The sequence below is a fragment of the Pedobacter sp. MR2016-19 genome (genome assembly GCF_014947265.1).
In the GTDB taxonomy this organism is placed as follows: Bacteria; Bacteroidota; Bacteroidia; order Sphingobacteriales; family Sphingobacteriaceae; genus Pedobacter.
Genome location: NZ_JADCNK010000016.1, coordinates 80,849 through 106,648 on the forward strand (window position 1 = coordinate 80,849; position 25,800 = coordinate 106,648).

At 38.4% G+C, this 25,800-nt stretch carries 16 protein-coding genes; 7 read left to right on the plus strand and 9 right to left on the minus strand.

Annotation, left to right across the window (positions count from 1 at the left end; translation table 11 throughout):
* Positions 1-85 precede the first annotated feature (85 nt).
* The 8 genes from IM793_RS18385 to IM793_RS18420 form a co-directional block, all read right to left on the minus strand.
* Positions 86-2,398, minus strand: a complete 2,313-nt coding sequence (locus IM793_RS18385) for a GH92 family glycosyl hydrolase (protein ID WP_227256312.1) — start codon at positions 2,396-2,398, stop codon at positions 86-88.
* Entirely contained in the window at positions 2,395-3,912 is a 1,518-nt protein-coding gene (locus IM793_RS18390) for a glycoside hydrolase family 28 protein (protein WP_193423857.1), read from the minus strand. The genes IM793_RS18385 and IM793_RS18390 overlap by 4 nt, the downstream gene beginning before the upstream one ends.
* A 16-nt stretch (positions 3,913-3,928) precedes the next feature.
* Positions 3,929-6,136: an alpha-N-acetylglucosaminidase gene (locus tag IM793_RS18395; protein WP_193423859.1), complete on the minus strand. Its 2,208-nt coding sequence runs from the start codon at positions 6,134-6,136 to the stop codon at positions 3,929-3,931.
* Between the two features lies 1 nt (position 6,137).
* Positions 6,138-7,370, minus strand: a complete 1,233-nt coding sequence (locus tag IM793_RS18400) for an acyltransferase family protein (RefSeq protein ID WP_193423861.1) — start codon at positions 7,368-7,370, stop codon at positions 6,138-6,140.
* 8 nt (positions 7,371-7,378) lie between these two features.
* A complete protein-coding gene (locus IM793_RS18405; RefSeq protein ID WP_193423863.1) occupies positions 7,379-8,359 on the minus strand; it encodes a metallophosphoesterase in 981 nt (326 codons plus the stop codon).
* Between the two features lie 196 nt (positions 8,360-8,555).
* Positions 8,556-10,154, minus strand: coding sequence for a RagB/SusD family nutrient uptake outer membrane protein (locus IM793_RS18410; protein ID WP_193423866.1), 1,599 nt, complete (start codon positions 10,152-10,154; stop codon positions 8,556-8,558).
* Positions 10,155-10,165: 11 nt separating this feature from the next.
* Positions 10,166-13,204, minus strand: coding sequence for a TonB-dependent receptor (locus IM793_RS18415; protein WP_193423868.1), 3,039 nt, complete (start codon positions 13,202-13,204; stop codon positions 10,166-10,168).
* A gap of 60 nt (positions 13,205-13,264) precedes the next feature.
* Positions 13,265-14,152, minus strand: a complete 888-nt coding sequence (locus IM793_RS18420; RefSeq protein WP_193423871.1) for an inositol oxygenase family protein — start codon at positions 14,150-14,152, stop codon at positions 13,265-13,267.
* Between the two features lie 487 nt (positions 14,153-14,639).
* Here IM793_RS18420 and IM793_RS18425 point away from each other — a divergent pair, with 487 nt between their 5' ends.
* The 3 genes from IM793_RS18425 (at position 14,640) to IM793_RS18435 (ending at position 18,871) form a co-directional block, all read left to right on the plus strand.
* Positions 14,640-15,647, plus strand: a complete 1,008-nt coding sequence (locus IM793_RS18425; protein ID WP_193423874.1) for a LacI family DNA-binding transcriptional regulator — start codon at positions 14,640-14,642, stop codon at positions 15,645-15,647.
* 124 nt (positions 15,648-15,771) lie between these two features.
* Positions 15,772-17,400, plus strand: coding sequence for a sodium/sugar symporter (locus IM793_RS18430; RefSeq protein ID WP_193423876.1), 1,629 nt, complete (start codon positions 15,772-15,774; stop codon positions 17,398-17,400).
* Positions 17,401-17,452: 52 nt separating this feature from the next.
* A complete protein-coding gene (locus IM793_RS18435; protein WP_193423878.1) occupies positions 17,453-18,871 on the plus strand; it encodes a glycoside hydrolase family 28 protein in 1,419 nt (472 codons plus the stop codon).
* Between the two features lie 55 nt (positions 18,872-18,926).
* On the opposite strand, the gene IM793_RS18440 is transcribed toward IM793_RS18435, so the two are convergent.
* On the minus strand, positions 18,927-19,211 hold the full coding sequence (locus IM793_RS18440) for a hypothetical protein (protein WP_193423880.1): 285 nt from the start codon (positions 19,209-19,211) through the stop codon (positions 18,927-18,929).
* A 452-nt stretch (positions 19,212-19,663) separates the two neighbouring features.
* Here IM793_RS18440 and IM793_RS18445 point away from each other — a divergent pair, with 452 nt between their 5' ends.
* The 4 genes from IM793_RS18445 to IM793_RS18460 all read left to right on the plus strand — a co-directional run bounded on the left by IM793_RS18445 (position 19,664) and on the right by IM793_RS18460 (position 25,736).
* Positions 19,664-20,935 (plus strand): erythromycin esterase family protein, encoded by a 1,272-nt coding sequence (locus IM793_RS18445; protein WP_193423881.1) that lies wholly within the window; start codon positions 19,664-19,666, stop codon positions 20,933-20,935.
* A complete protein-coding gene (locus tag IM793_RS18450; protein WP_193423882.1) occupies positions 20,935-22,158 on the plus strand; it encodes a lanthionine synthetase LanC family protein in 1,224 nt (407 codons plus the stop codon). The genes IM793_RS18445 and IM793_RS18450 overlap by 1 nt, the downstream gene beginning before the upstream one ends.
* Before the next feature lie 160 nt (positions 22,159-22,318).
* The gene (locus IM793_RS18455; RefSeq protein WP_193423883.1) at positions 22,319-22,549 is read left to right on the plus strand and encodes a class I lanthipeptide; all 231 of its coding nucleotides are present in this window, start codon (positions 22,319-22,321) and stop codon (positions 22,547-22,549) included.
* A gap of 85 nt (positions 22,550-22,634) precedes the next feature.
* Positions 22,635-25,736: a lantibiotic dehydratase gene (locus IM793_RS18460; protein WP_193423885.1), complete on the plus strand. Its 3,102-nt coding sequence runs from the start codon at positions 22,635-22,637 to the stop codon at positions 25,734-25,736.
* Positions 25,737-25,800 lie beyond the last annotated feature (64 nt).

Here is a 25,800-nt window from a genome sequence, read left to right on the forward strand (position 1 = left end):
GATGATATTTTTTATTCTTGTGCTCAGCGCGCTACTGATGATCCTGATCTTGTTTAAAGTTTAATTCAGATCAGTTCATAGTGATTCAAGGCATCGCTGGCTGATCCTGAAGATAAAAGATCAATTCTCCTTCCTGAATCAGCGATTGGTGGGTAATTTGATTTTTGGTAAAAGATTTTCCGTTTAAAGTGATTTTTGAGATGTAAATAGATTTTTTAGTCTTTTTTATGGCTGTTATGGTTAGTTTTTTGCCATTGTTAAAGGAAATTACAGTTTGGGTAAATAAAGGGCTCGTTAATTGGTAGTTTCCTGAAACAGGATCTACCGGATAAAAACCCATTGCTGCAAATATATACCATGCCGACATTTGTCCGGCATCGTCATTGCCACTTAAACCGCCAGCTCCTTCATCATACTCTTCTGCTAAAATACGCGATACCTGCTGCTGGGTCTTCCAGGGAGAAGCGGTATAATTATACAAAAAGGGGATCTGGTGACCAGGCTCGTTGCCATGCCAGTATTCCTTTTTGTCGAAAAGGGAATCCAGTTCATTTTCGAGGTTTTTACTTCCGCCCATTAATTTAATCAATCCAGGCATATCATGTGGTACGTAAAAGGTGTATTGCCTTGGCGTTCCTTCCGTAATATAGGGTTCACGGTGATCAGGATAAAAAGGCTTGTACCAACTGCCATTGGCAAAGCGGCCCCTGGCCATTCCCACCTGTTGATCGAATACATTTTTATAACTAGAAGCCCTTTCCATTAGCTGTTGATAATCCGCTGTTTTACCCAGATCTTTCGCTACAGTAGCCAAAGCATAATCATCATAGGCATACTCGAGCGTTCTGCTCACCTGTTCCCGTTTGTGAAAAGCATCCGGAATGCTGTCTTCCATAGGGATATAACCATATTTCAGGTAACTGTTAATCCCACGGCGGCCTTTGCCATTGAGATAATCAGCCGAATCGGGCATTTGAAAGGCATTCTGGCGCATCAGGCGATAGGCTTCCTTTACATCATAACCGCGAATCCCCTTGTTATAGGCCGAAGCCAGAAAAGCAGTAGCGTGGTCGCCAATCATGGCTGCAGTATAATTATTCCAACAGGGGAAAATGGGCAGCCAACCACCTTGTTGTCCTTTTAGCACCAACGAATTTGCAAAATCGTTGGTCAGATCGGGTTTTAAAAGTTCTGTAAGGGGTAATTGGGCACGGTAGATATCCCACATTGAAAAATCATCGTAATAATTTCCTTTTGTCAGTGTTTTTTTTGCGTAATTGCCTGCAAATTGAGGGTACCCGCCGTCTACATCATTAAATAATCGGGGGTGCTGCTGTGCATGGTAAAGTGCCGTGTAGAATATGCGCTTATTTTTTTCATTAGGGTCGTTAACCTTAACCTGGCTAAGCGACTGCTCCCAAATGCGACTTGTTTTAGCCACAACGGTTTCGAAACTGGCCGTATTGATCTCGGCTTCGAGGTTAAGTTTTGCTGCGGCTATACTGGTAAAAGAAGTACCAGCGTAAATACTAATGCTTTCTCCTTTTTGTAGTTTAAAGCCCAGATAGGCACCTAAATCTATCTGGTTTTCGATGGATTGATGTGCTGAAACATTGCCCCCGCTAAATACACCACTTTTTGTAAAACCTTTTTTAATGCGGATGAAAAAATAGCCGCTAAAGCCTGCTGCTTTTCCCCAGCCCTGGTAAATGCGGTGAACAGGATTGTAGCCCGAGATTTCACCTCTTTGGCGGTCAATTTTAATATATCCTTTACCCTGATCGCTATTTGGGGTAATTAACAGATAAACACTGTCTGCCTTTAATGCTGTGATTTTAATCAGGCCACAACGCAAGGTGGCGGTAGCTTCCATAAGTAGGTTATAGCGAGGTAAATTTGCTTTGTAATAAGCAGGTGTAGCTACTTCACCCTGATGTGTATAATCAATTGCATAATCTGTTGGGCTGGTTTTCAGTTTACCAGAAATGGGCATAATGGTAAAGCTACCATAATCTTGCGTACAGGAGCCGCTGATCCAGTGGCTGGCCCTGATGCCATAAAATTTCTTATTGTTATAATAATAGGGGGCAAGGCATTTCTTTTCCGAAAGCTGAGTTTGTGGCGTCCACTGGGTCATGCTAAAGGGGGGCGCAACGGCTGGTATGGTATTGGCCAGCCTTTCTGTTTTGTCTTCTATATGCTGGCTGGCGAGTGTGGTACTTGCGGATGTACCCGAAAATGGCTGCACATATTTGATTACAGATTGCTGCGCGAAGGCCTTGCTGCCAACAAGCATAAAAAGCAATGAAATACTGGTATAAAATGTTAATCGGGTGGCCCGGTTTTTACTTCGTTTTGTAAACAGTTTAATCATTTTTATATCGGAAAAGTTAATCATGGCAGCGTTTTTATTGCCTCTTTCTGGTCAATGGGTAGTTTAATATTTTTAATGGATACCTGGTCTGTTTTTTTCAAAATAATAATATTATTATGCGCTGCTTTTTCAATTTCAAGCCCTTCCAAATTTATCGTATGCACATCATCAAAAATAACGGCAGGCCTAAAATCAGGATTCTTATAGTTTAATTTAACATTTTTAAGCGATATGCCTTTCGCATGGTGTACATAAAGGCCCCATGCCGGCAATTCGCCAAACATACTAAATTCGGGGTAGCCAGCTTCATTTTCGGTTACCGTATCCAACGCATCAACCGCAATGTGGGCAATTGCTTTGGATGCACCACCGCCGTAGGTAATTTCTATATTTTCGAGCACCACATTTTCGATATCGTGTCCGGGGATGCCTGCAATGGCTGCTGGCAATAAATTATGCGGAGCTGATTTGGGTAATGGTCCTTCAATGGGGTAACCGGCATCGGGTTTGGCATTTGGGATATCGGCTTTTAGATTCGCAATGCGGATGTTCTTTACCGAGCTGTATTGTGTACCTTTATTCCGGTGACCCAGGCGTATAAAAATGGCGTTGCCTGTATACTTTGCCGTAACACCATCAATATCTACACCATCAATAAAGCCACCATCTACAGCTTCGAGTGCTATCGCAGAACGATAGGTATTGTAAACGGTAATATTTCGCACTTTAATGTTGCGGAAACCACCATAAGAGCCTGTTCCGATTTTAAAACCACTGGCGCTTGAGCGGATGGTACAATTGGCTATATAAATATTCTCGCAGGTTCCGGGGCGCCCTTCCGATTTCAGACAAATGCCGTCATCAGCTGCATCGATATTACAATTGCTAATGTTTACATTTTTGCTATTTACAATATCAATTCCGTCGTTGTTCCAGTATTCGGTGCTTTCTACTGTTACACTATCAATGGTTACTTTGTTGCATCCGGCAAAGTCTTGCACCCAGCCTGCGCTGTTTTTAATTTTAACATTTTTTACCTTAATCTCTTCGCAATTGTTAAAGGCAATTAAACGGGGCCTGTTATATTCGGAAGGACGCTTAGTCATCCAGGTTTCATCTTGCAAAGTACCATTATGCAACAATTGCAATAAACTTTTAACCACTTCGCGGCCCCTTCCGTTAATAGTACCTTTGCCGTTTATGGTAACATGGTGTTGACCATTGGCCGAAATAAGTGCACGGGCCGCCGCCGGACCGTAATCCATCCGGTTGGTACTGCCTAACAGTTCGGCACCTGCTTCAAGGTAAAGCTCAACCCCCGATTTTAGTTCGATTGGACCGGTAACAAATTGCCCTGGTGGAACAACTATCCGTCCGCCCGATTTACCGGCGACATTAATAGCATTTTGGATCGCTTTTGTATTGAGTGCTTCCAATCCGGGTTTTGCTCCAAAATTAACAATGTTGAATGCTTTAGGTTGTGCATTAACCACCAGACTATGAAATAAATACACGAAGGATAAGATCAGGAATCTCATGGAATTTGAATTACGTTTACTGGTGTATTATCCCAATGGTTTTACGGTATTTCTGATACATTTCCATGGCAACATTTACCGGGTTTCCAACAGTTTTGGTTGGGTAGTCTTTTCGCTGATTAACCCATTTCCATTCCCAGTTACTTACTTCTTCATTAAATTGGCTGGTATTAAAATCGCTTTGCTGTTTTAATGCTTGTTCGGCACGGGTAAGGAAAAGCTGCCACCTTGGTTTATAAAAATCAGTTAACAAGCCGCTCCATTGCCTGCAGGCATACTCATTCAAGGGGCTTTTCGCATCTCCCCATAGGGTAATCAGGTCTTTGGCATTCATTTCGTAAAGTGCTTTTTCAGCTGGAGTTTCTCCCCATTTCCTCGCATCACTTACCCATGGCCCAAGCATAAAATCTTTTCTGGTGGCCAACAGCCTGTCCATATCATCAATCAGCTGTATAAATTTGCTGCTTTCTTTTTTAAAGGTAAGCAGGTCTTTTTTGCGGTAGGCCGTCACCATGTTTCTTTGTACAGGCAAGGCATAATTGGCCATTACCTGTCGGGTGATATCAACCAGATCGTATTGAAAACCATCGCTGGTTTTGCAAAGCGGTGCGGCTCTTACAAATTCATCCCAGGCCGGAAGCAAATCTTTTTCCTGGTAATTTAAGGTGGTTTTTGCCCAACGGGTTAACGAATCGAAAGTAGGTCGTGCCTGAATAATCGATTCTGCACCATCTCTGATATATTTATCAGCCGGAACGTTGTAAACGGTTTTACGCAATATTTCCCAGCCTTTTAACGCATTTGCATTACTTTTTCCGTAGCGGTTGCGCACAAATTTGGGTAACCAGGTTTTTAAATCTATGGGTTTAGACTGCCAGGCATTATCCATCATTAACTCATAAAGTACCGGATTTTGTTCTATGCCTTCCATGCTCAGTCCAATACCTTTCATTTTACCACTTTGTGGATCATTGAGCGCCTCGGCAGGGGCAGTTGCCACTACATCCATCCGCCCAAAAAGGTTGGTATTGCCACCAAAATTGTGCAACATATTCCAGATCCATGGTTTACCATAAAAGCCTTGTGTCCTTTTCCAAACCGGTTCTATTTCGGTAGCCAGGTCAAGTAAAATCATCTTATCGTTTGGTACAGCCTTTAATAAAGCCTCTGTTTGCGGCTCTTTCCAGAATTTCCGATCACTGTAGAATAACCATCCCTGCATTACCCAAATGGCTTTCGGATCTGCTTGCGCCATACCGTCGTAAATCCTTGCGCTTAGTTTACCTAAAAACTCCGGATCGGAAGAAGGCGGCTCATTCTCGTTAAAAGTGTCGGCTGAGTAAAGGTGATCGGTGCCCAATAATTCGGTTTGTTTCTGCAGGAATTTCTTCCCGATCTGCGCAAACATCGGATCTTCAGAATCAAGGATATAAGTATCGGCAAAGCCATTGGTCCAGTTGGTGGCTTTTAACTTTGCTTGTGGGAATTTGTTTTTAAATGCAGCCGGCACGTGTCCGGTAAAGGCAGGCAGTACCGGTTTCATCCCCAGCGACCTTTGCCTGGCTAAAATTTTCTTTTGCAGTTCAAAGTGACTTTTCATCCAGCTTACCGGAAGTGGACCAGCCCAGCCATCAATATTACCCATCCAAAACCAGGAGAAATAAGCAGGTCCGGTAAAAAAACCTTTAAGTTCTTCATCCGAAAAGCCCATTTCTTTGTATAAAAGGTACCAGGTATATTCTTCGCCGGTAATGGCAAGAGGCATATTGATACCATGGAGGGCCATCCAGTCTATCTCTTTTTCCCAACGCGGCCAATCCCACCAGCTCATACTGTAATTAAAAGTACAATAGTTTAAATAGTAACGATAATCGTAGGGTGTTTCTTTTCTTAATTTTGTTTTTACTGCAGGCAGGGTAGCAGGCAGATTTAAATTGGTGCCATTCCAGGTAATCTGGCAGTGCGCATATTCGGTCAAATAATAATAAAAAGCCGAAGCCAGGGCAACACCGCTGCTGCCACTAAGTACAATCTTGTTGTTTTTGCTTTCAATTTCAAAAACATCTTTACCGTTTGCTTCAGCTATACTTTTGGTAACGAATGCCTGGTGTTGTTTTGGTAAAATCCGCGCAATAAGTTGATTAGACGAGACCAGGTATTCCTGAGACCACAGGTTAGAGAACGATAGTACGAGCAGCACTATGAATAGCATTTTTATTTTCATATCAAATTTTTAGGAACCACTTTTTATCGAAGAGGAACTTTAAGCCAAACAATTGTATTAGGAGTACACCTGTCCATACGCCAGCCTGTTGCCACGTAGTTGGGATGGTATTGATAATTCCGCCGAAGAGGAAGTTAGAAGTAGATTCGAAGTTAAACAGACCGTGCGCAAAAATATAAATTAATATGGAATTGGTGCCCATCCACACCATAGGCATACACCATTTTTGATAACTGCACACATCGATAAAATAATAGAAAAGTGCAAAAAGTATGATGCTCCAGCCACCTGCAAAGAGTACAAAGGTGCTCGTCCACATGGTTTTGTTGATCGGGAAAAGGAAGCTGCCAGCGAGCGCAATTAGCAGTAATGCAATGCCCGCAATGATTAAATACAATACTTTTTTATTTGGATTGGGGCATATTGTTTTATTCTTGATAAATGTGCCGGTAAATATACCCAGCATGGCTGAGCAAATGGCCGGTATAGTGCTCAGTAAACCTTCGGGATCGTAAACTACCCGATGAAGCTTACCTGGAAGCAACAAAAGATCTATATATGCAGAAAGATTGCCCTCTGGCGTAAAGATGCCACTGCCAAAGCCTGGAACGGGTACAAAGCGCATAATGAGGTAATAGCCAACGAGGATAGATACTAACCAGATGACCTGTTTTTTAAGTGAGGTATTCAGGTATATTAAAGCAGCAAAGAAAGTGGCCAGGCCAATACGCCCCAGTACACTGGCAAAACGGATCTGCTCATAACCTTTCCATTGCAACATGCCATTAACTACAGCACCTAGTAAAATTAAAATCAGGGTTCTTTTAATCAGGGCATAATAAATCTTACCTGTTGAAGCCTGCCCGGTCTCTTTTTCCATGAAATACTTCTGATAAGAAAAAGGCATAGATACCCCCGAAATAAAGATAAAAAGCGGGAAAATAAGATCGTAAAAGGTAAAGCCATTCCAGGGCGAATGGTGTAGCTGGTTGCTTATACCCACTAAAATCTTTTCGAACAGGGAAAGGTTTGGGGTGCTTGCTATGGTCCAGTTGTGCGGATCCCGTATCAGAGCATGATCTTCTTTAATACCATTGGCCAATCCATGAAAAATACCTTCGCCACTCACAATCCAAAACATATCAAAGCCACGTAAGGCATCCAGCGAAAGCAGTCGCCTGGGTTTATTTGCTAGGGGTGCTGTTGAAGATATGGTACTGGTTGGTTGATCCATGATTCAGATTACTTTTTAATCAATGTATTATAAATAATCTCACCCTGATCGTTAATGGCTTGTACGCGTAATTGGTTGTTAGTAACCGAGAATAACATGAAGCCATATTCAGATGCCACCATTTCAGCATCGGTAATGAGTTTTACAGGTGTTTTTTCAGAAGCTGAACCAGAAATAAAATAATGTGTTTTTCCGGCAGGTTTAATATACTGCATACTATGTTCGTGACCGGTAAGATACACATCTACGCCATATTTTTCAAAAGTTGATTTTAAGGAATTACGCACTGCTTTGGTATCATATGCATCAGTGCGGCTGCCGCCTGTATAAATAGGGTGGTGGCCTACAACAATTTTCCACTTAATTGAAGGATCTGTATCTGCCAGTGTTTTGGCTATCCAACGTTTTTGCGCCGTGGTATCTTGCCCTTTAACATTCGGACCATATTCTGCATTGCTGTAAAATTCGGGTATAAGTGGGTTGGTGTCAATAAAAGCAATGAGTACCTGGTTATTGAGGTCGCCATTGATGGGGAATTTCTTAGCGTAATACCGGGCCGGCATTTTCCACCTGCGGCTGATTTTTGAATAATCTACCTGTGCATCAGGGTTTGACTTATAATCGTGGTTGCCCAGTACAGGGTACCAGTCCCATTGTAATGAAAAATCGGTATATATATCTTCGAAAGAATATTTAAAAGAAGGGTCTTGAGCGCTGATTACGCCACTTGGATAAAAGTTATCGCCGGTAGAAATGATAAAATTAGCCTTTACATCGGAAGCCGTAATGCCCATTTGCTTGGCTACCTGTTTTTGATGATCGGCACCATTCCGTCCCCAATCGCCCATGGCGATGAAATTTAAAGCAGTTGGATCTTTGGTAAGCACCTTTGTTGCCGTAATATTTTGTGAAGGGCTTTTGGTTATAGTTTGAGCATATAATGAACCCGAAATAACAAGGGGGAAAATCAGTAGTAATTTTTTAATCATAAAGGCAGATTTTAGCTATTGCAAGTTTAGGATAAAAATAAGAAGAGGCTATTTCATAAATCAATTTATCTTTCAATTTTGTCACGTTGAGCTTGTCGAAACGCCTTAAAAGACACTTTCACAAGTCATTCGACAAGCTCAGGATGACATGATGTATTTATGAGACAACCTCTTCTTATAAATTTGCAGGATATTTCTAATTGTATCCGGGATTTTGTTTTAATTTAGGATTTAACACCAAAGCTGATGATGGAATCGGCATAAGTCGGTGAAAGGTTTGTGCATCGGTTTTAAAGCCCCATGTACCTTCATACTTGCCAAAGCGAATCATGTCGTTACGGTGCCAGCATTCCCACGAGAGTTCTCTGCAACGTTCTTTATACAAATCTTCCAGGGTTACTGAAGTCCAGGCTGGTGAAGTAGTACGAACTGCTCTTAATTGATTAACCAAAGATAAAGCTGTTTGCCCTTGTGTAGGCGTTGCACCTCTCAATATCGCTTCCGCTTTCATTAACAAAATATCAGAATACCTGAAAACAGGTACATCATTATTTTGGTTTCTGGTTAATGAAGTACTGTCACAATAAAACTTGTTATTTCTGTAACCCATATTCCAGGCTATTTCATCATTTCCTGCATCGAATGGTCTTGATGCATCTCTTAAGGTTACATTTGGCGTAATATCAACCTGATAAGTAATTGCATTAGAGCCATCTGAGCCTGCGTAAAACTGGTCATAGCCTTTTTTGGTTGTCGCAACTTGTACAGGGCGTCCGTCGTTTAAATACTGTAAACCTTTAATCCACTGTGCATTTCTTTTATCATTAGGATCGTTAAAGTTTGCATAAAACTCGGGTAAGGTGCTCATTGGTGCACTTGGTACAAAATTTAAGCTGAATTTTTCTTTCAACGAACGTGGTAAGGAGTAACGAGAATAAATCATGGTACCGTTACTAAAACCCGGATCGAAAGGAATTGCAAATATAAATTCTTTGATTTGCGGTCCGTTATTAATGAAGAACATCTTTTTAAAATCGCTTTCTAAACTATAAGGAGAACCTGAAGCACCTATAATGGCATCGCACATGGCCACCGCTTCATTATACTTCGCTGTACCTGTGTAAACCTCCGCATTTAAATACATTTTAGCTAAAATAGCATATGCCGTGTAGCGGTTTGGTCTGCCATAAGTTTCAGTACCGGTTGCTGTGCTCAGGTTGGGTATTACTTCTTTCAGTTCAGCCTCAATAAAGTTAAATACTTCCGCTCTTGGTTTTGTTTCTGGTGGGGTGGTCTCACCAAAAGTGGTCACAACAGGAATATTTCCCCATAAATCCATCATCATAAAGAAAGCCAATGCCCTTGTTGCCCTAACTTCGGCCACGGCCGCAGTTTTTGCCGGTGATTCAGGCGCATTTTTTAACAAAAATAAACTTTGGTTCGCTTTACTGATTACCCCTGAAAGCCATCCCCAGCCACTATTCACATGTCCGTTGTCTTTGTTCCAGATGTGTTTGTGATGTGCTTCGTAAGTACCTCCATCATACCAGTTACCGCCTCTTGCAGGCATAATAGCTTCATCTGTACTCAGGGTTTGCATAAAAAAGTAATCGGTACTCCAGTTTTGACGAAACTGCACGTAAACCTGACCCGTTAACTGTATAAAGTGTTGTGCGGTTTGGGGAAATGTTTCCGGAGTTAACTGAGTTTCTACCTTTAAATCCAGTTTGTGGCAGGAGCTTAACACACCTAATGTTAAAGCTGCTCCTGCAATGTATTTAGTAAGATTTTTCATCTCTTATTGATTTAATTAAATGATACGTTTAAACCGAACAGGAATGTCCTGGTTTTAGGATAAAAGTTATTGGTGTCTACGCCTGGAGCAGTACCACCCTGGTCAATTTCCGGGTCAATTCCTTTGTAACCGGTAATTACAAATAAGTTATTCGCCGTTGTGTATAGACGTAGCGCGCTAACACCTGGTATAAGTCCCTTCTTAAAAGTATAACCTAAGGTCGCATTATCCAGTCTCAAATAACTTCCGTTTTCAAGGAAACGGCTTGAATACTTGTAGGAATTAAAATCGGCAGCAGATTCATTCTCCACCTCAATCGGAATATTGGTAAACTGAGCCGTATTCGGACGGAATAAATCAGCACGGGTAACATTCATAATCTTATTACCCAATACAGCCCTCATGAAGATGCTCAAATCGAAATTTTTATAACGTAAGTTGTTACTCCAGCCAATTAATGCTTTCGGCTGTGCATTGCCCAGATTGTAATAATCGGTTTTGGTGAGTGGGGTCTTTGTTATGTTTCCGGCAGCATCATAATATTGTGAAACGCCATTGGCATCTTTACCTGCATATTTATAAGTGAAAAATGTTCCAATAGGCTGGCCTGGTGATAAAATTTGTAATGTCGCACCACTCTGCCCTGCACCATCAGGTGCAACAGTCAATCTGTCGTCAATATTAAATTTGCTATCTGAAAGTGTAATTATTTTGTTAACATTATGAGCAAGGTTAATTCCTGTTGTCCAGCTGAAATTATCCGTAATCACAGGGCTACCATTTAAAACGAATTCAAGACCTTTATTGCTTAATTTTCCAACGTTCGCTGTATATGTAGACGCTGGATAAAGTGATGGGTCTACACCGAAAGTTAAAATCAAGTCAGTCGTTTTTTTATTATACCAGTCCAATGATCCAGTTAATCTGCCATTTAACAAGCCAAAGTCTACGCCAACGTTAGTGGTTGCTGTTTTTTCCCAACGCAAATCCGGATTTTCATTTTGTATGGCACCAAAAGCACCTTCTGTCGGTGCACCATTGTAATAGAACTGGCCAACCTGACCATAAATTAGTTTAGTTGTTAACGGTGCAAAACCCAATGAGTTTCCGGCAATACCATAACTTCCACGTAACTTTAATGTTTTGATTACGTTTTGATTTTTCAGGAAGTTTTCCTGGTCAATGTTCCATCCGGCTCCAACAGAAGGGAAATAACCCCATTGTTCGTTTTTGCCGAATACGTTGGAACCATCTCTTCTGATCGATCCCTGAAGTAAAAATTTATTTTTATAGTTATAATTTACTCTGGCAAAGTCAGAAATCATTAAAATCTCCTGATAGGTAACACCCGGGTTAAAATCAACCCTAAAAGTTGGAATTCCGTAAGGATTTCCTAAACTTAAATTGTTATAACTTACTTCGTTTACAGGAAAATTGGTTGAGGTAGACTGGAAACCATCATTATTAAGCGACTGTTGGTAAGAATAACCAGCAACTGCATTGATCTCGTGGTCACCGAACTTTTTATTCCAGGTAAGGTAGGTTTCTAAAATTTTATTGGTGTTTTGATAGGCATTTCTTACGGCCAAACCATCTTTACCTAGAAGGGTTACGAATGTCGGATTTGCAGGTGGATCAGGCGTATTTCTTACATTATTGTAACGGGAAGTATAGATGTTGTTGTAAAATGCACCATAAACATTTTGCGTGTTTTGGTAAGATATATTTACATCATAGGTAAAACCAAACGGCAGTTTTAAGTTTGCACTCACACTACCTAAAATGTTTTTCGTTTTTAAGTTTTCCTTTGCATTTTCCAACATGGAAACCGGGTTGTAATAGTTGCTTTGAATCAGGTTGTCAAAATAACTTCCGTCAGGATTTTTAATCGGAGCAGTTGGCAAATAGGTAAGCATCTGTGATAGAACCGTATTTCTGTACGGAACTAAATCTGCGTTACTTACCGAGTTGCTTAAATTGAATGAAAGCTTCAGTTTATCGTTTAGCGCTTTTTGTTCTACACCTACACGACCAATAAACCTATCTAAACCACTAGTTTTGATAATACCTTTTTGGTTGAAATAGTTAATGCTCGCATTATAAGTCGTTTTCTCTGTACCACCGCTCAAAGAAACATTATGATTATACGACATGGCATTGCTTCTTTGTACCTCATCCTGCCAATTGGTATCTGCACCTTTGTCATTTGCAGGCGTTAATGCAGAATTGGTTTTTGCTAAAAAGGCACGCAATTGATCTGCGTTCATCATATCATAACGATTGGAAACGTTTTCTACTCCAAAATAGCCGTTGTATGAGATTTGAGTTTGTCCGGAAACTCCCTTTTTGGTTGTTACCATGATTACACCATTGGCAGCCCTGTTACCATAAATGGCAGCAGCTGCAGCATCCTTTAATACATCGATTGATGCAATATCATCAGGTGCCAGAATGGAAATATCTGCACCAACTACACCATCAATTACAAATAACGGCGATTGCGCACCATCGCGAAGGGTAGATGCACCACGCATGATGATTGCCGCATTACGGTTTGGATCGCCACTACGGCTGATGTTTAGTCCCGGTACTTTACCTTGTAACATCTGGCCAACATCACTAATTGCCCCTTTATTTAAATCATCACCTTTAACCGTAGAGATGGAGCTGGTTAACGCCTTTCTTGAACTTTTACCATAACCCACGACAACCACATCATTAAGAGCGGCGGTAGATTCTAAGATAGTAACTTTATAGGTAGACGCTGTACCTACGGTGAGTTCTTTAGTTTGGTAGCCCAGGAAACTGAAAAGAATTTTGTCACCGGTTTTTGCTGAAATGCTGAATGATCCATCTGCACCTGTAGAAGTTACTTTCGAAGTACCTTTTACTGAAACAGACGCACCGATTACAGGCAGGTTTGTATTATCTAATAAATTTCCAGTAATTTTTCGTTCAGTTTGCGCGTAGGCAACGTTGAACACCTGGCTGATGAGTAAAAGCAGCATAAATAGGCCACTATACTTTAAGCGTGTACATTTAAATCTCATGATTTTTGTAAAATTAGATTCATAAATTGTTTATTTGGTTATTAATGTTTGGAGATAGAATTAAAATTTAATAGTAGCCGGTAAATATTTAGCCACCAGTGCTTTGTAATAAGGTTGCAGTTCTTCCCAGCTTTTCTGATTGGGGTTTTTAGAATATAAATCGTAAGGGTTAAACAGGTTAACCCATTTAAACATTTCATGGTCTTTTTCATTCATCAGGTGATCGTATGCATTTTCCCTGTGCTGTGAATAAAAAGAGTGGTAACGGAGCATATATAAACCTGGTTCTGGCAAGTAGGGCTTCATCATGTGGTATACATATTCATCATGCCCCCAAGACATATCTACATTGTCCAGCCCACAATTTTGAGTGTAAACACCCAATTTGGTTTGATAAGTTTCATTGTTGTAATCGGGATTCTGACTGAAAAATTCAGGATAAACAATTTTATCTGAATACGCACAACCTACCGGGAAAGTATCGCCAACTACAGCCCATTGTGGCTCTCCGAATAAACAAAGCACTTTACCCATATCGTGGATTAAGCCTACCAACACCATCCAGTCGGGGTGGCCGTCGTTTCTGATCGCCTCAGATGTTTGTAACAAATGCTGCATTTGGTCTAAATCGGTATCAGGATCAGAATCGTCTACTAACTTATTCAAAAAATCAAACGCACTCCAGATAGGCATCTCTTGTTTGTCGAACTTTAAGTAATCTGCTTTTTTCTGCTTTACGAAATCGTATGTTTGATAGGTATGGTTAAGTCTGTAAAATTCTTTTACACTATCTTTTTCGGTTTCTTCGTAATTTCTGAACTGCTCTTCTTTTTTGTCAGCATTTATGTTTTTAGGATCCGGATAGCGGGTTAATATATCATCTTCCCATTGATCAAGATTTTGCAACGGATTTTGGTTGTCCTCTGAAGATGCACTTTGGTTTCTCATAAGGCTAGAAATTGAGTTGAATAAAATTTTGTTGGTTGTTGGGTTAAAGTTGAGTTTTTGAAAGCTTAAAATTTTATGTTTGGCCAACTTTATTTACTTAAACGATTACGTAAAATCTTATTTAGGACTGCGGAATACGAATTAAAAAGTTTAATTTAAGTGGTTGCAATTTGTTGCTGATTTAGCAGATGCTGCCCGGCATGGGTTTATGTTAGCGAAACGGGCGAAAGAAAAAAATTGACGATGATGTTGCGATTATTTTATATTTGCGTGTGCGGCCAGCTATTTATTCATAATTGAAAAGATATCGGGCTGCTGAACCAGCTAACTTATTTTTAACTTCAACTTCCTCTGTTTATATCCGTATAGCCAGGAAGCTACTGTTTTTGATGAAGGTGCTGATGAAGAAAAGAGCGGGTTTGGCCTATCGTATTTCTCGCGGTAAGGCCGGGTAAACCTCAAAAAACTAACAAACAAAATTAAATACATGGCGGAAACAGTTAATATTAAGCGGTTGGCTCAGGAATTGAACATTTCTATCGCAACCGTTTCTAAGGCCCTCAACGACAGCCATGAAATCAGTTTAAAAACCAAAAACAGGGTGTGGACTTTGGCTAAAGAACTGAATTATACACCAAATCCGGCAGCGAGTAACCTTCGGAGCAATAAAACAAAAACTGTTGCAGTAGTTATACCCTGCGTAGCCAATAATTTTTTCTCCTTATCCATCATGGGAATTGAAGAAATAGCCCGGCAGTATGGTTACCATGTACTCATTTATCAAACCCACGAAAATATAGAAGCAGAAAAAGCTTTTACCAACAGTTTATTAAACGGAAGGGTAGACGGTATTCTTACTTCGGTATCAAGCAGTGAATACAATAGTGAATATTATGCCAATCTGGTCAAGAAAATTCCGCTGGTATTTTTCGACCGGGTGTATGAAAACCTGGATGCGGTTAAAGTAACTACTGATGATTATGAAATTGCTTTTCAGGCCACTGAACATTTAATTGAGTGTGGCTGTACTAAAATTGCCTATTTATTTGGTCTCGAAAATCTTCCGGCAGGTAAAGCAAGGTTTGCGGGCTATCTCGACGCACTGAAATCACATGGGCTGGCGCCTTCGGATGAACTCGTGATTAAATATCATGATGATGAAGAATTTAACCTGCAACAGATCAAGGAATTGCTTGGGAAGTATAAACCCGATGCACTTTTTTCTTCTATTGAAGAATTCATCATTCCTGCTTATTGTGCGTGTAGAGAATTGGGTTTGCAGATTCCGGATGATGTTAAAGTACTCAGCTTTTCTAACCTGAGTACGGCAAAGCTCTTAAGCCCTTCGCTTACAACAATTTCACAACCTGCTTTTGAAATTGGACGTGAAGCAGCAAAATGCCTTTTCAAAATCCTTCACAATAAACAACTGGACGATGAACAGAATATCATATTGAAATCGGTGCTGACCAAACGCGAATCTACAGGTTGTTAACAGGCTAAATTTAGCTTATTGCTGGCTGATACGCGAAAACGTTTACGTAATTAAATAATTGAATTAAACCTTCAACATTGGGATTTTTTCTGACTTTTAAGAAAACCAAATGTTAAAAATCTTTATGAATCACTTATCTGTATTCGATTATGTTGTTTTTTTAATGTATTTTATCATTGTTTCGGCATACGGCTATTGGGTTTATCGAAGCAAGAAAAAAAAGCGTACTGATACGAAGGATTATTTTTTGGCGGAAGGCTCACTTACCTGGTGGGCAATTGGTGCATCTATCATTGCTTCTAATATTTCTGCCGAACATTTTATTGGTATGTCGGGTTCGGGTTTTGCAATGGGGCTTGCCATTGCCAGTTACGAATGGATGGCCGCCGCTACATTAATTATTGTAGCCATATTCTTTCTGCCCATTTACATTAAGAACAAAATTTACACCATGCCACAGTTTCTGTCTAACCGTTATAATAATACGGTAAGTACATTAATGGCTGTTTTTTGGTTACTTGTTTATGTATTTGTAAACTTAACTTCTATTTTCTTTCTTGGTGCCATCGCTATTGAAACAATTACAGGTATTCCTTTTAATATCTGTATCATTTTTCTGGCCATTTTTTCAGCCATTATCACCCTTGGGGGCATGAAGGTAATTGGTTATACCGATGTAATACAGGTTTTTGTTTTAGTGGCAGGCGGACTGATTACCTGTTATATGGCACTTAAACTGGTAGCTGAAAAACTGGATGCACCCAGTGTTTTGGCGTCGCTTCCTTTGTTGCGCAGTGAAGCATCTGATCATTTTCATATGATATTTTCTCAAGGAGATAAATTTTACAATGAATTGCCTGGTATTGCGGTACTGGTAGGTGGTTTATGGATCAATAATTTAAATTATTGGGGTTGTAACCAGTATATTGTTCAGCGGGCATTGGGAGCCGATTTAAAGACCGGGCGTAGCGGATTAATATTTGCAGCATTTTTGAAATTACTTATTCCGGTAATTGTTGTTATTCCGGGTATTGCAGCCTATGTGCTTTATCAACGTGGTTATTTCCATTCCGAAATGCTTGATGCAGCCGGGACAGTTAAACCCGATCATGCTTATCCGGTCCTGATGAATTTATTGCCAGCAGGAATTAAAGGACTGGCTTTTGCTGCACTTACTGCGGCTATTGTAGCCTCACTTGCCGGAAAATGTAATAGCATTGCCACTATTTTTACACTTGATATTTACAAGAAGTTTATTAAACCTGAAGCTTCAGAAAACCGATTGGTTTCGGTTGGTCGCTGGTCTGTGGTTGTTGCATCTTTAATTGCTATCGTTATCGCTCCGGCACTACGGAGTTTCGATCAGGTTTATCAGTTTATTCAGGAATATGTTGGTTTTATTTCGCCGGGTGTTTTTGCTATCTTTTTACTGGGCTTTTTCTGGAAGAAAACCACTTCACGTGCAGCGCTTACCGCTTCTTTATTAACCATCCCTTTATCTACTTTTTTTAAATTTCTACCTACTCTAACCAATGGCGCTATCGCACCGATTCCTTTCTTAAATAGAATGTCGTGGGTATTTGTGATTATAATGGTTTTAATGGTTCTGGTAACCTTAACCGATCCTAAAAGTAAAAATAACCCTCAGGGATTGGAAATTGACAGCAGTATGTTTAAGGTTACTCCTGCGTTTACCATTGCCTCGGTTATTATCTGTGGTATTCTTGCAGCGCTTTATACCGTCTTTTGGTAAGCTAGGAGTTGCTTAAAATAACCTATTGTGTTTATCCATAACGAATTATAAAATGAAGATAAAAATTTTACTCTTTTTTGCACTGCTGATTTCTTTCGGTGGGATGGCCCAGAATAAAGTATATAATATTAAAAATTATGGTGCGGTTGGCGATGGCAAAACCAACGATGCAGCTGCCATTCAGAAAGCTATCAATGCCTGTTCTGCAGCAGGGGGTGGACAGGTAATTGTACCCGCCGGGAATGTGTTTTTAGCCGGTCCTTTTAACTTAAAATCGTTTGTGGAATTAAGGGTAGAAGGTGGTGCTAAACTCCTGGCCAGTCCTGATGAAAAACTGTATACGCAAAGTGCTTTTAGAGACAATAAAGGTGAGGGTACCATCTGGATAGGCGGAGAAAAACTAGAACAGGTAAGCATTAGCGGAACAGGGGTGATTGATGGGAATGGAATTTCGTTTATGGGGGAGGAGCTTAGCGACTCGTATGTTTTAAAACCTTTTAATATTGTAGATCCGCGACCGCATTTGCTTACGCTAACCGGCTGTAATAAACTGAATATAGATGGGGTAACTTTTCAAAATTCTGCCTACTGGACCGTTCATTTAATCGGTTGTAATGATGTTTCGATATCCAATATAACATTACTGAACAGCATTAAAATCCGTAATAGTGATGGAATTGATCTGGATCACAGTAAAAATGTGCGGATTACCAATTGTTTTATCGAATCGGGTGATGACTGTATCTGCTTAAAAAACAGGCGTGAATTTGAAGAATATGGTGCCTGTGAAAACATTGTAGTCAGTAACTGTACCATGACCTCCAGCTCATGCGCCATTAAAATAGGTTCAGAAAATATGGACCGGATTAGCAATGTACTGATCAATAACTGCAATATCAGAAAGAGTAACCGCGGTATTGGTATTCAAAACCGTGATGAGGGTACCGTAAATAATGTGATTTTTTCTAACCTGTTTATCGAATCGAAACTTTTTTCGGATGTATGGTGGGGCAAGGCAGAGCCGATTTATATTACCGCTTATCCAAGAGCAACCAGCAACAATAAAGATGCTGGCTGGCGTTTGCCGAAGGGCCAAACCAAGGGCAAGGTTGGAGCAGTTAAAAATATTTATTTCAGTAATATCCGGTGTACCGGAGAAAGTGGTGTATACATCAGTGGCGAAAGTCCTGATAAAATTTCTGAGATCTATTTTGATCAGGTTAGTGTTTACCTTGATAAAACAACAAAAGAAGCAGGCGGAGTATATGACCGCAGGCCAAGCAATGTTGAGGGGCTCGTTAAAAGTGCGATTGCGGGGTTTTATTTTGAAAATACCGGATACATCAGCCTACTTAACAGCAATGTAGTATGGGGTACAAATAAGCCAGACTATGCAGGAAAAGCTTTGGAGGAAAAGAATGCGAGTAAACTTAAAACAGTTAACTTTAGCGAAACTACAGTAGAGAAGTAAAGAAATTTAAATACCTGGGCTACGTTTGTGAGCCAGCCCTGTTGCAATTTATATATTAGTTTATCTGTTGCTTTCCGGTGTTATTGGTGTCAATTTCGGCTAATGCAGCTGTAATTTCATTAATGGTTTTGATACTGAAAACATGTCTGCCAATTAACCACCTTTTGATTTCATCAGGATTAATATCCAATATAGAAGCAAGTTCGTTTTCAGTTGAACCTTTTACGGCAAGTAATGCTGTCGTTTTAAGGGCAACTTCCAGGTTTAGCTGTTCTAGTTTCTCAATTGCAGGATTTCCGGTTTCTTCCAGCCAGATAGAAACAAAATCGTTTTCTTCCATTTTAGTCTTTTTTAACTTTTAGCAAAGCGGTTTGCCTGAACAAACAACCCGCTTTTAGGGCGGCAAATTTAGTGATTAAGCGTATCATTGCAAACCAGAATCAACAGAAAGATTTTAATCAAATTAAAGTTTAAATTAAATCAATCATTGTTGTCCGGTAAAACTGGGATTAATGTTTTTTTGTTAGCTGCTGTACTCTGAGGGGTTATTTTGTTGTTGTTTCGTAACTTCAAAGGTAAAACTAATGGGTTGGTGCTTGCGCCAACCCATTAGTTTTACCGGACAACAGTGTAAGTAATATAAATAATTTTTCGATCGTAAAGAGAGATTATTTATTTTGTAAAAATATACAGTGTATGAAATTTTGATTTTTTGGTTTTAAACATTAGTTTGCAAAAACTAATTACAAATTGTACTTTATGTTATATTTCAAAAAAATCATTGAACACTGCTTGAAAAAATACATTATAATAAAGGTATTTTTATTTGTAACGTTAATCTCAACGGTTAATGCTCAAACTTCATTAATCAAATCCTTGAATAAAAATTTACTTGAAATAGGTAAAAGCCATGATGGAAGCGATTCAGTAAATTTCGCATCATTCACTCCTAGTCTATCTTCTAACAAGATAATTGCATTAGGGGAGGAAACCCATGGAATTAAAGAATTTACTGATTTTAGAGGTCAAATAATTAAATATTTAGTCTCACACCTAAATTATAAAGTTATTGTTTTGGAAGCTGATTTTTATGGTACACAAACGCTTAACGATTATATCCAAAAAGGTAAGGGGAATAAATATTATGCTTTGTTATCAACCGGTATGGGAATCTACCGTACACCGGAGTTCCTAAATATAGTTGAGTGGCTTAAAGAGTATAATTTTAATAAACCCAAGGCAGAAAAAGTCAGTTTTTATGGATGTGACATGCAAAAGTCGGCAGCCATAGCTTATATCTCCACGGGTAATTTCAAGCTTAGCAAGGAATTAAGTGCTTCAGCCAAGGAAGGATTGAAATTACTGTTAGGACCTATTGGCTCTCATGTTAGTGGTACAGATAAGAGAAAATTAAATCAATTGACCTCTGAATTAAGAGAGGAACTTTCTTCTCACCAGGACACTTCGATAATAGCTAGGTCATTGATGACTATCTTGCAGTATGATGAGTATTTTCAAGAAAAATACAATTACAATAGATCCAAGATCAGAGATAGGTATATGGCAGATAATGTTATCTGGATATATGAACATGAAATAAAGAAACCTATGATATTACTTGCGCACAATGGTCATATTTCCAAGTCGCCTATTGGCACTGACATAAAGAATATGGGAAGCTATCTAAATGAGAAGTATAATGAAGGTTATTATGTATTAGGCATGAGTTTTTATACCGGAAGTTTCTCTGCAGGAAGTGCAAAAACATCTCAGATGGAAGTGTTCACCATGCCTGAAGTGAAGGATCCCGAGTCCTCGGAATTTATATTCAGCCAATGCAAGGCGCAGAATTTTATTCTAGACTTTAAAACAGCAAACAAGGATACCGAAATAAATAATTTTTTAAATAAAAAGACATATTCGAAAAATATTGGGGCTACTTACGAGTCCAGCCAAACTGAGCTCAACAGAGTATTTATGCCACTCGGTAATAAATTCGACGGTCTGGCTTTTTTTAGAAGTATTTCACCGCTACCATTTCCATTCAGATGGGACAAAAGATAATGACGAACAAATCCAACGAACTTGATGTGAAACTTCTGGACATGGTCCGAAGAGAGCTCCAAGAATTAAATAAATATTTATTAACTGATTCGCCCCCGTCCGCAAAAGAAGGTATCGGGTTATATAATGGACTTTCAGGCCTTTGCCTTTATCTCTATCAAAATTATAAGATATCGAATGATGAAGAGATTTTAGTGCAGCTCTACAGCCACTTAGATCGATTATTGGATAATATTGATCGTAGAGAATATATAAACGGAAGTTTTTCTTCAGGTATGGCGGGCTGTAGCTGGATGATGAAATTTCTATCTGAAAATGATATTATTGAAGAATTGGAATCTGATCTAATTGAAGAGATTAATTTAGTTTTATTTAATAATATGAAACAAGAGTTATTAGACGGAAATATTGACCAATTAAATGGTGCTATAGGTATAGCCAGATATTTTTTAAAAGCGGAAAAATATGATTTTGTTGAGATGACGGTATTGCATTTGAAGAGTATTTCTATAACGAATGACGAAGAGACTAAATGGTTGTCTGAAAATTGGATCAATAAAGAAAACTACTATAATTTCAGTTTAGCTCACGGTACCACAGGAATAATACAATTCCTACACCAATGTTATTTACAAAACATTTTAAAAGATGAATGTGAAAATTTAATAATGGGTGGTGTGAAATTTTTGTTGAGCAATATACAAGATTATTCGAAAGGCGATTCCTTCTTCCCAAACTCTATTAAAGCAATAGACTATCGAAAAAGTCAGAATGCTTTTCAGTTTAGCAGAATGGCTTGGTGTTATGGTGATTTGGGTATCTTTTATACCTTGTTTAATCTAGCTCCACTTATTTCATCAATAGACTTAAAAAAAATAGCAATAGAAGGATTTTTAAAATTGTCAGAAAGGATAAGGCCTGAAAGCACTTTGCTTGTTGATCCAGGTTTTTGCCATGGAACTGCAGGTGTTTCGTATTTATTTCTTAAAATGTGGTTAGCAACTGGCGAAAAAAAATTTAAGGAAACAGCTGAGTTCTGGTTGTGGAAAACTTTGAAATATAAGAAGAATAATGAATATATTTTTCTAACCGGTAATTTCGAAAATCGCGCATTTAAAGGCAGCAGAGCTTTTTTAGACGGGGCTTGTGGGGTTGCGATGATTTACTTAGCGTTCTTAGATACAAGTGACACACGATGGGACGAATGCGTTTTATTAAATTAGTATAGATCATTGATTTTAAAAATGCTTAATAATTATGCATTGCAAAATTTTATTAGTTCAAAATTACCTATATTGAAAATATTAACATGATAATCTGTTAATGGCGGTATCCGAAAAGCCAGTAGAGTAGGAAGCAACTTAAACCAAAACCAAAACCAAAATGCAAAAGAAAAAATTAACGTTGAACAAGTCGATTGTTTCTAAATTGACAAATGAGGAATTATCTAAGGTAAATGGAGGAAATGCGGCATATGGCTCATCAAAAAAGGATTGTACAGGATTTTTATGCTGTGATCCAGATGTACCAAAATTAACTGAAGGCCCTGAAGACTTTTGCCATCGCGATCATACTTCTCCGCTAGATACGTGTGTCTCTGCTAATTGTCCGTAACTCGTGTTGCATTTGAGTTAACTTAATCTTTAAGAATTCATTAAGGCCGTGCAAACCAAAGTACGGCCTTTTCAAATTATAAGTTGTGAATTATAGTATATTATCAGATATAGTCATTCGGACTCCATTAAAGCCTCATAAAAGTTCGTTTTCAGAAAAACAATTGACGCACTTATTAGATGATAGGGAGTACATTGAGGCATTATACTTAGCGTCACCGGTACTGCAGGCAGAGTTAACTAAACTGGAAGAAGCCAGTTGCAGTAAAAAGCAAAAAGATTTATTAATGCTTTCGCTAGCCAAATATGCCCTTCGAATGCATAATAGATGTACGCCCTTTGGGTTATTCGCTGGGTGTGGTGTTTCGAATCTGAATGAATTAAATGAAATAATTATTGATGGATGGGGTAGGCATACTACTTTGGATATGAACTTTGTTTTCTCACTTGCACAGGAACTTTCCAAAGATAAAGGAATGCAAAATGAATTATTATTTTATTCAAATAATAGTATATACGTTTTTGGCGATTATTTGAGATACGTTGACTATATCTATAAAAATGGGAAGCGTAATTATAGGATTTGTTCGGTTGATAATAGCGAATATTTGCAGAAAATCCTTAATAATGCAATCAATGGTTGTAGAATAAATGATCTTGTAGATATTTTGGTTAGGGAAGAATTAGATAAGGAAGATGTTGTGTCATTTATTGATGAACTAATTGAAAATCAACTATTGGTGAGTGAACTGGAACCAACAGTGATTGGAGATGATGCACTAAACCAGATGCTATTTATACTAGAAAAGTTAAGCAGTATTGAAAGAACGCAGCTCCCGGATCCTATATTGAAAACACTTAAATTGATACAGGAGGAGCTATCTCGAATCGACAAAAAAATCGGTAATGAAGTCGAAGTTTACAAAGCATTAACTGAGAAACTGTCCGAATTCGATGTTCAGATGATAGATGGAAAAATGTTTCAGACAGATCTTTTTATTAAAACATTTAAAAAAGTTGATGACAGAAAGTTTCCATTTAATCTCGAGGAAAAGCTGAAATTAGCATTTAAGGTTCTAAGTAAATTGAAGGTACAAACTCCCGGAACTAAATTGAAAGATTTCGCGATAAAATTTCAAGAACGGTATGAAGATCAAGAAGTCCAATTGTTACAAGTTTTAGACAATGAATCAGGAATAGGATACTTTAAATCAACATACGATTCGGGTGATGACAATCCTCTAGTTGACGAATTGGGTGTTTCAAATGAAGTGGCAAAATCTACTATGAGGTGGAATCAGAGAGAATCGTTTTTGCTTAAAAAGATGATAAATGCTTATAAAAATGACGACTATACAGTCGAAATTGCGGAAGAAGACCTTGAAGGGTTTAATGATCATGAGATAAATCTCCCAGTAACTATGGCAGCCTTTTTCAGCCACCTGGGTTGGAATGATGGAAAAGAAAGTATTTATTTAAAGACAATAGGAGGATCCAGTGGCGTTAATCTAATTGGGAGGTTTTCAGGTAAAAATGATAAGATGCTTAAACTTGCGAAAGAGTTATCTACTCATGAAAGTAATTTTTTTAATGACGCTATAGTAGCCGAAATATCTCATTTGCCTCAGAATAGAGTAGGCAATGTGATTGCCCGACCCGTTTTTAGAGAATTTGAAATACCTTATTTAACGAGAGCCTCGTTGGCTAATGATGCACAGATAAATGTTAACGACTTATTTCTTTCTGTACGTAATGGCGAATTGTACCTGAGGTCAAAAAAATTAAATAAGCAGGTCATTCCAAGATTAGGGAATGCTCATTCTTATTCGTACAATAGTTTACCGGTCTATCATTTTTTGTGCGATATGCAATTACAAAATACACAGCAAGGTCTATATTTTGATTGGGGTATTTTAATGGGCGAATTTAAGTTCCTTCCAAGAGTACAAGTTAATGATATTATCTTGTCTCCTGCTAGGTGGCAATTGACTCAAAGTGACTTGAAAATTTTAATAGATGAAAAAAATGAATTAAAGCAAACCGCAAAGAAATGGGCATCAGATTATAATATTCCCACATTATTTCTGATCGTTGAAAGTGATAATGAATTGTTAATAGATATCGATAATGAGCTAAGTGTTAAATTATTGTTGTCAATTGTAAAGAAAAAAAGTAAAATTCTTTTAGAAGAGTTTTTATTCACAAATAAAGATTTTTTATTGAAAGACAATTCAGGCAATAATCACACTAATGAAATTATAGCATTTTTCAAAAAAGATGGTATTAGCCCTGTTATGAAGAAACATGAAGACATCTTCCAAAATCCTGCTGTGCAAAGAAAGATGTCCCTAGGCTCAGAATGGTTAAGTTACAAGTTCTTTTGTGGGGTTAAAATTGCTGACCTATTGCTTACTGACATATTTAGTCCACTACTAGATCAACTAATAAATGAGCAATTAATTGACAAATGGTTCTTTATTCGCTATGTTGATTCGGATTTCCATATAAGATTAAGATTTCATCTCAATGATAATTTGTATGTAGGGAAAGTAATTTTTAAAATCAACGAAGTGCTTAAAGTTATTGAAAATCAGGGTATTGTTTGGAAAATACAGAATGAGACATATAACAGAGAGTTGGAAAGATATTCAAGCACCCACATTTCCGAAATGGAATCCGCATTTTGGTTCGATAGTTCATACGTGCTTAATGTTTTGAAAAAAATCGTTAATGATGAGGAACGGTGGTTGGTTGCTTTGATTTCGGTTAATGAACTACTAAGTAATATGGGTATGCAGGAATCCGAAAAGCTAACCTTTGTTAACATTCATAAACAGGCATTCTCAAAGGAATTTCGTCTCCAAAAATCCTCAAAGATATATTTTGACCAAAAATATAGAAGTCAAAAGAGTAAAATAATTCAGGTTCTAGAACAACGCAGTGGCTTAACAAGTCACGATATATTTATTCATTTAGAAACAAGAAGTATATCAATATTGAAAATATTTTCGAAGATTAAAAAAGATATAGGCCAAATTAACAACGGATTAATATCATCACTAATTCATATGTCAATTAATAGAATATTTAGAAGTAAAAATAGACTAAATGAAATGGCTATCTATGAGTTGCTTTCCAGATATTATAAGTCAAAAATCAAGAGAAATATTGCTCAACTGCAGAACTGACCTAGACAACTGATCAAAGCATAAATGTGCTTCGCATAATGCAGTAATTGAATCAGTATTATTT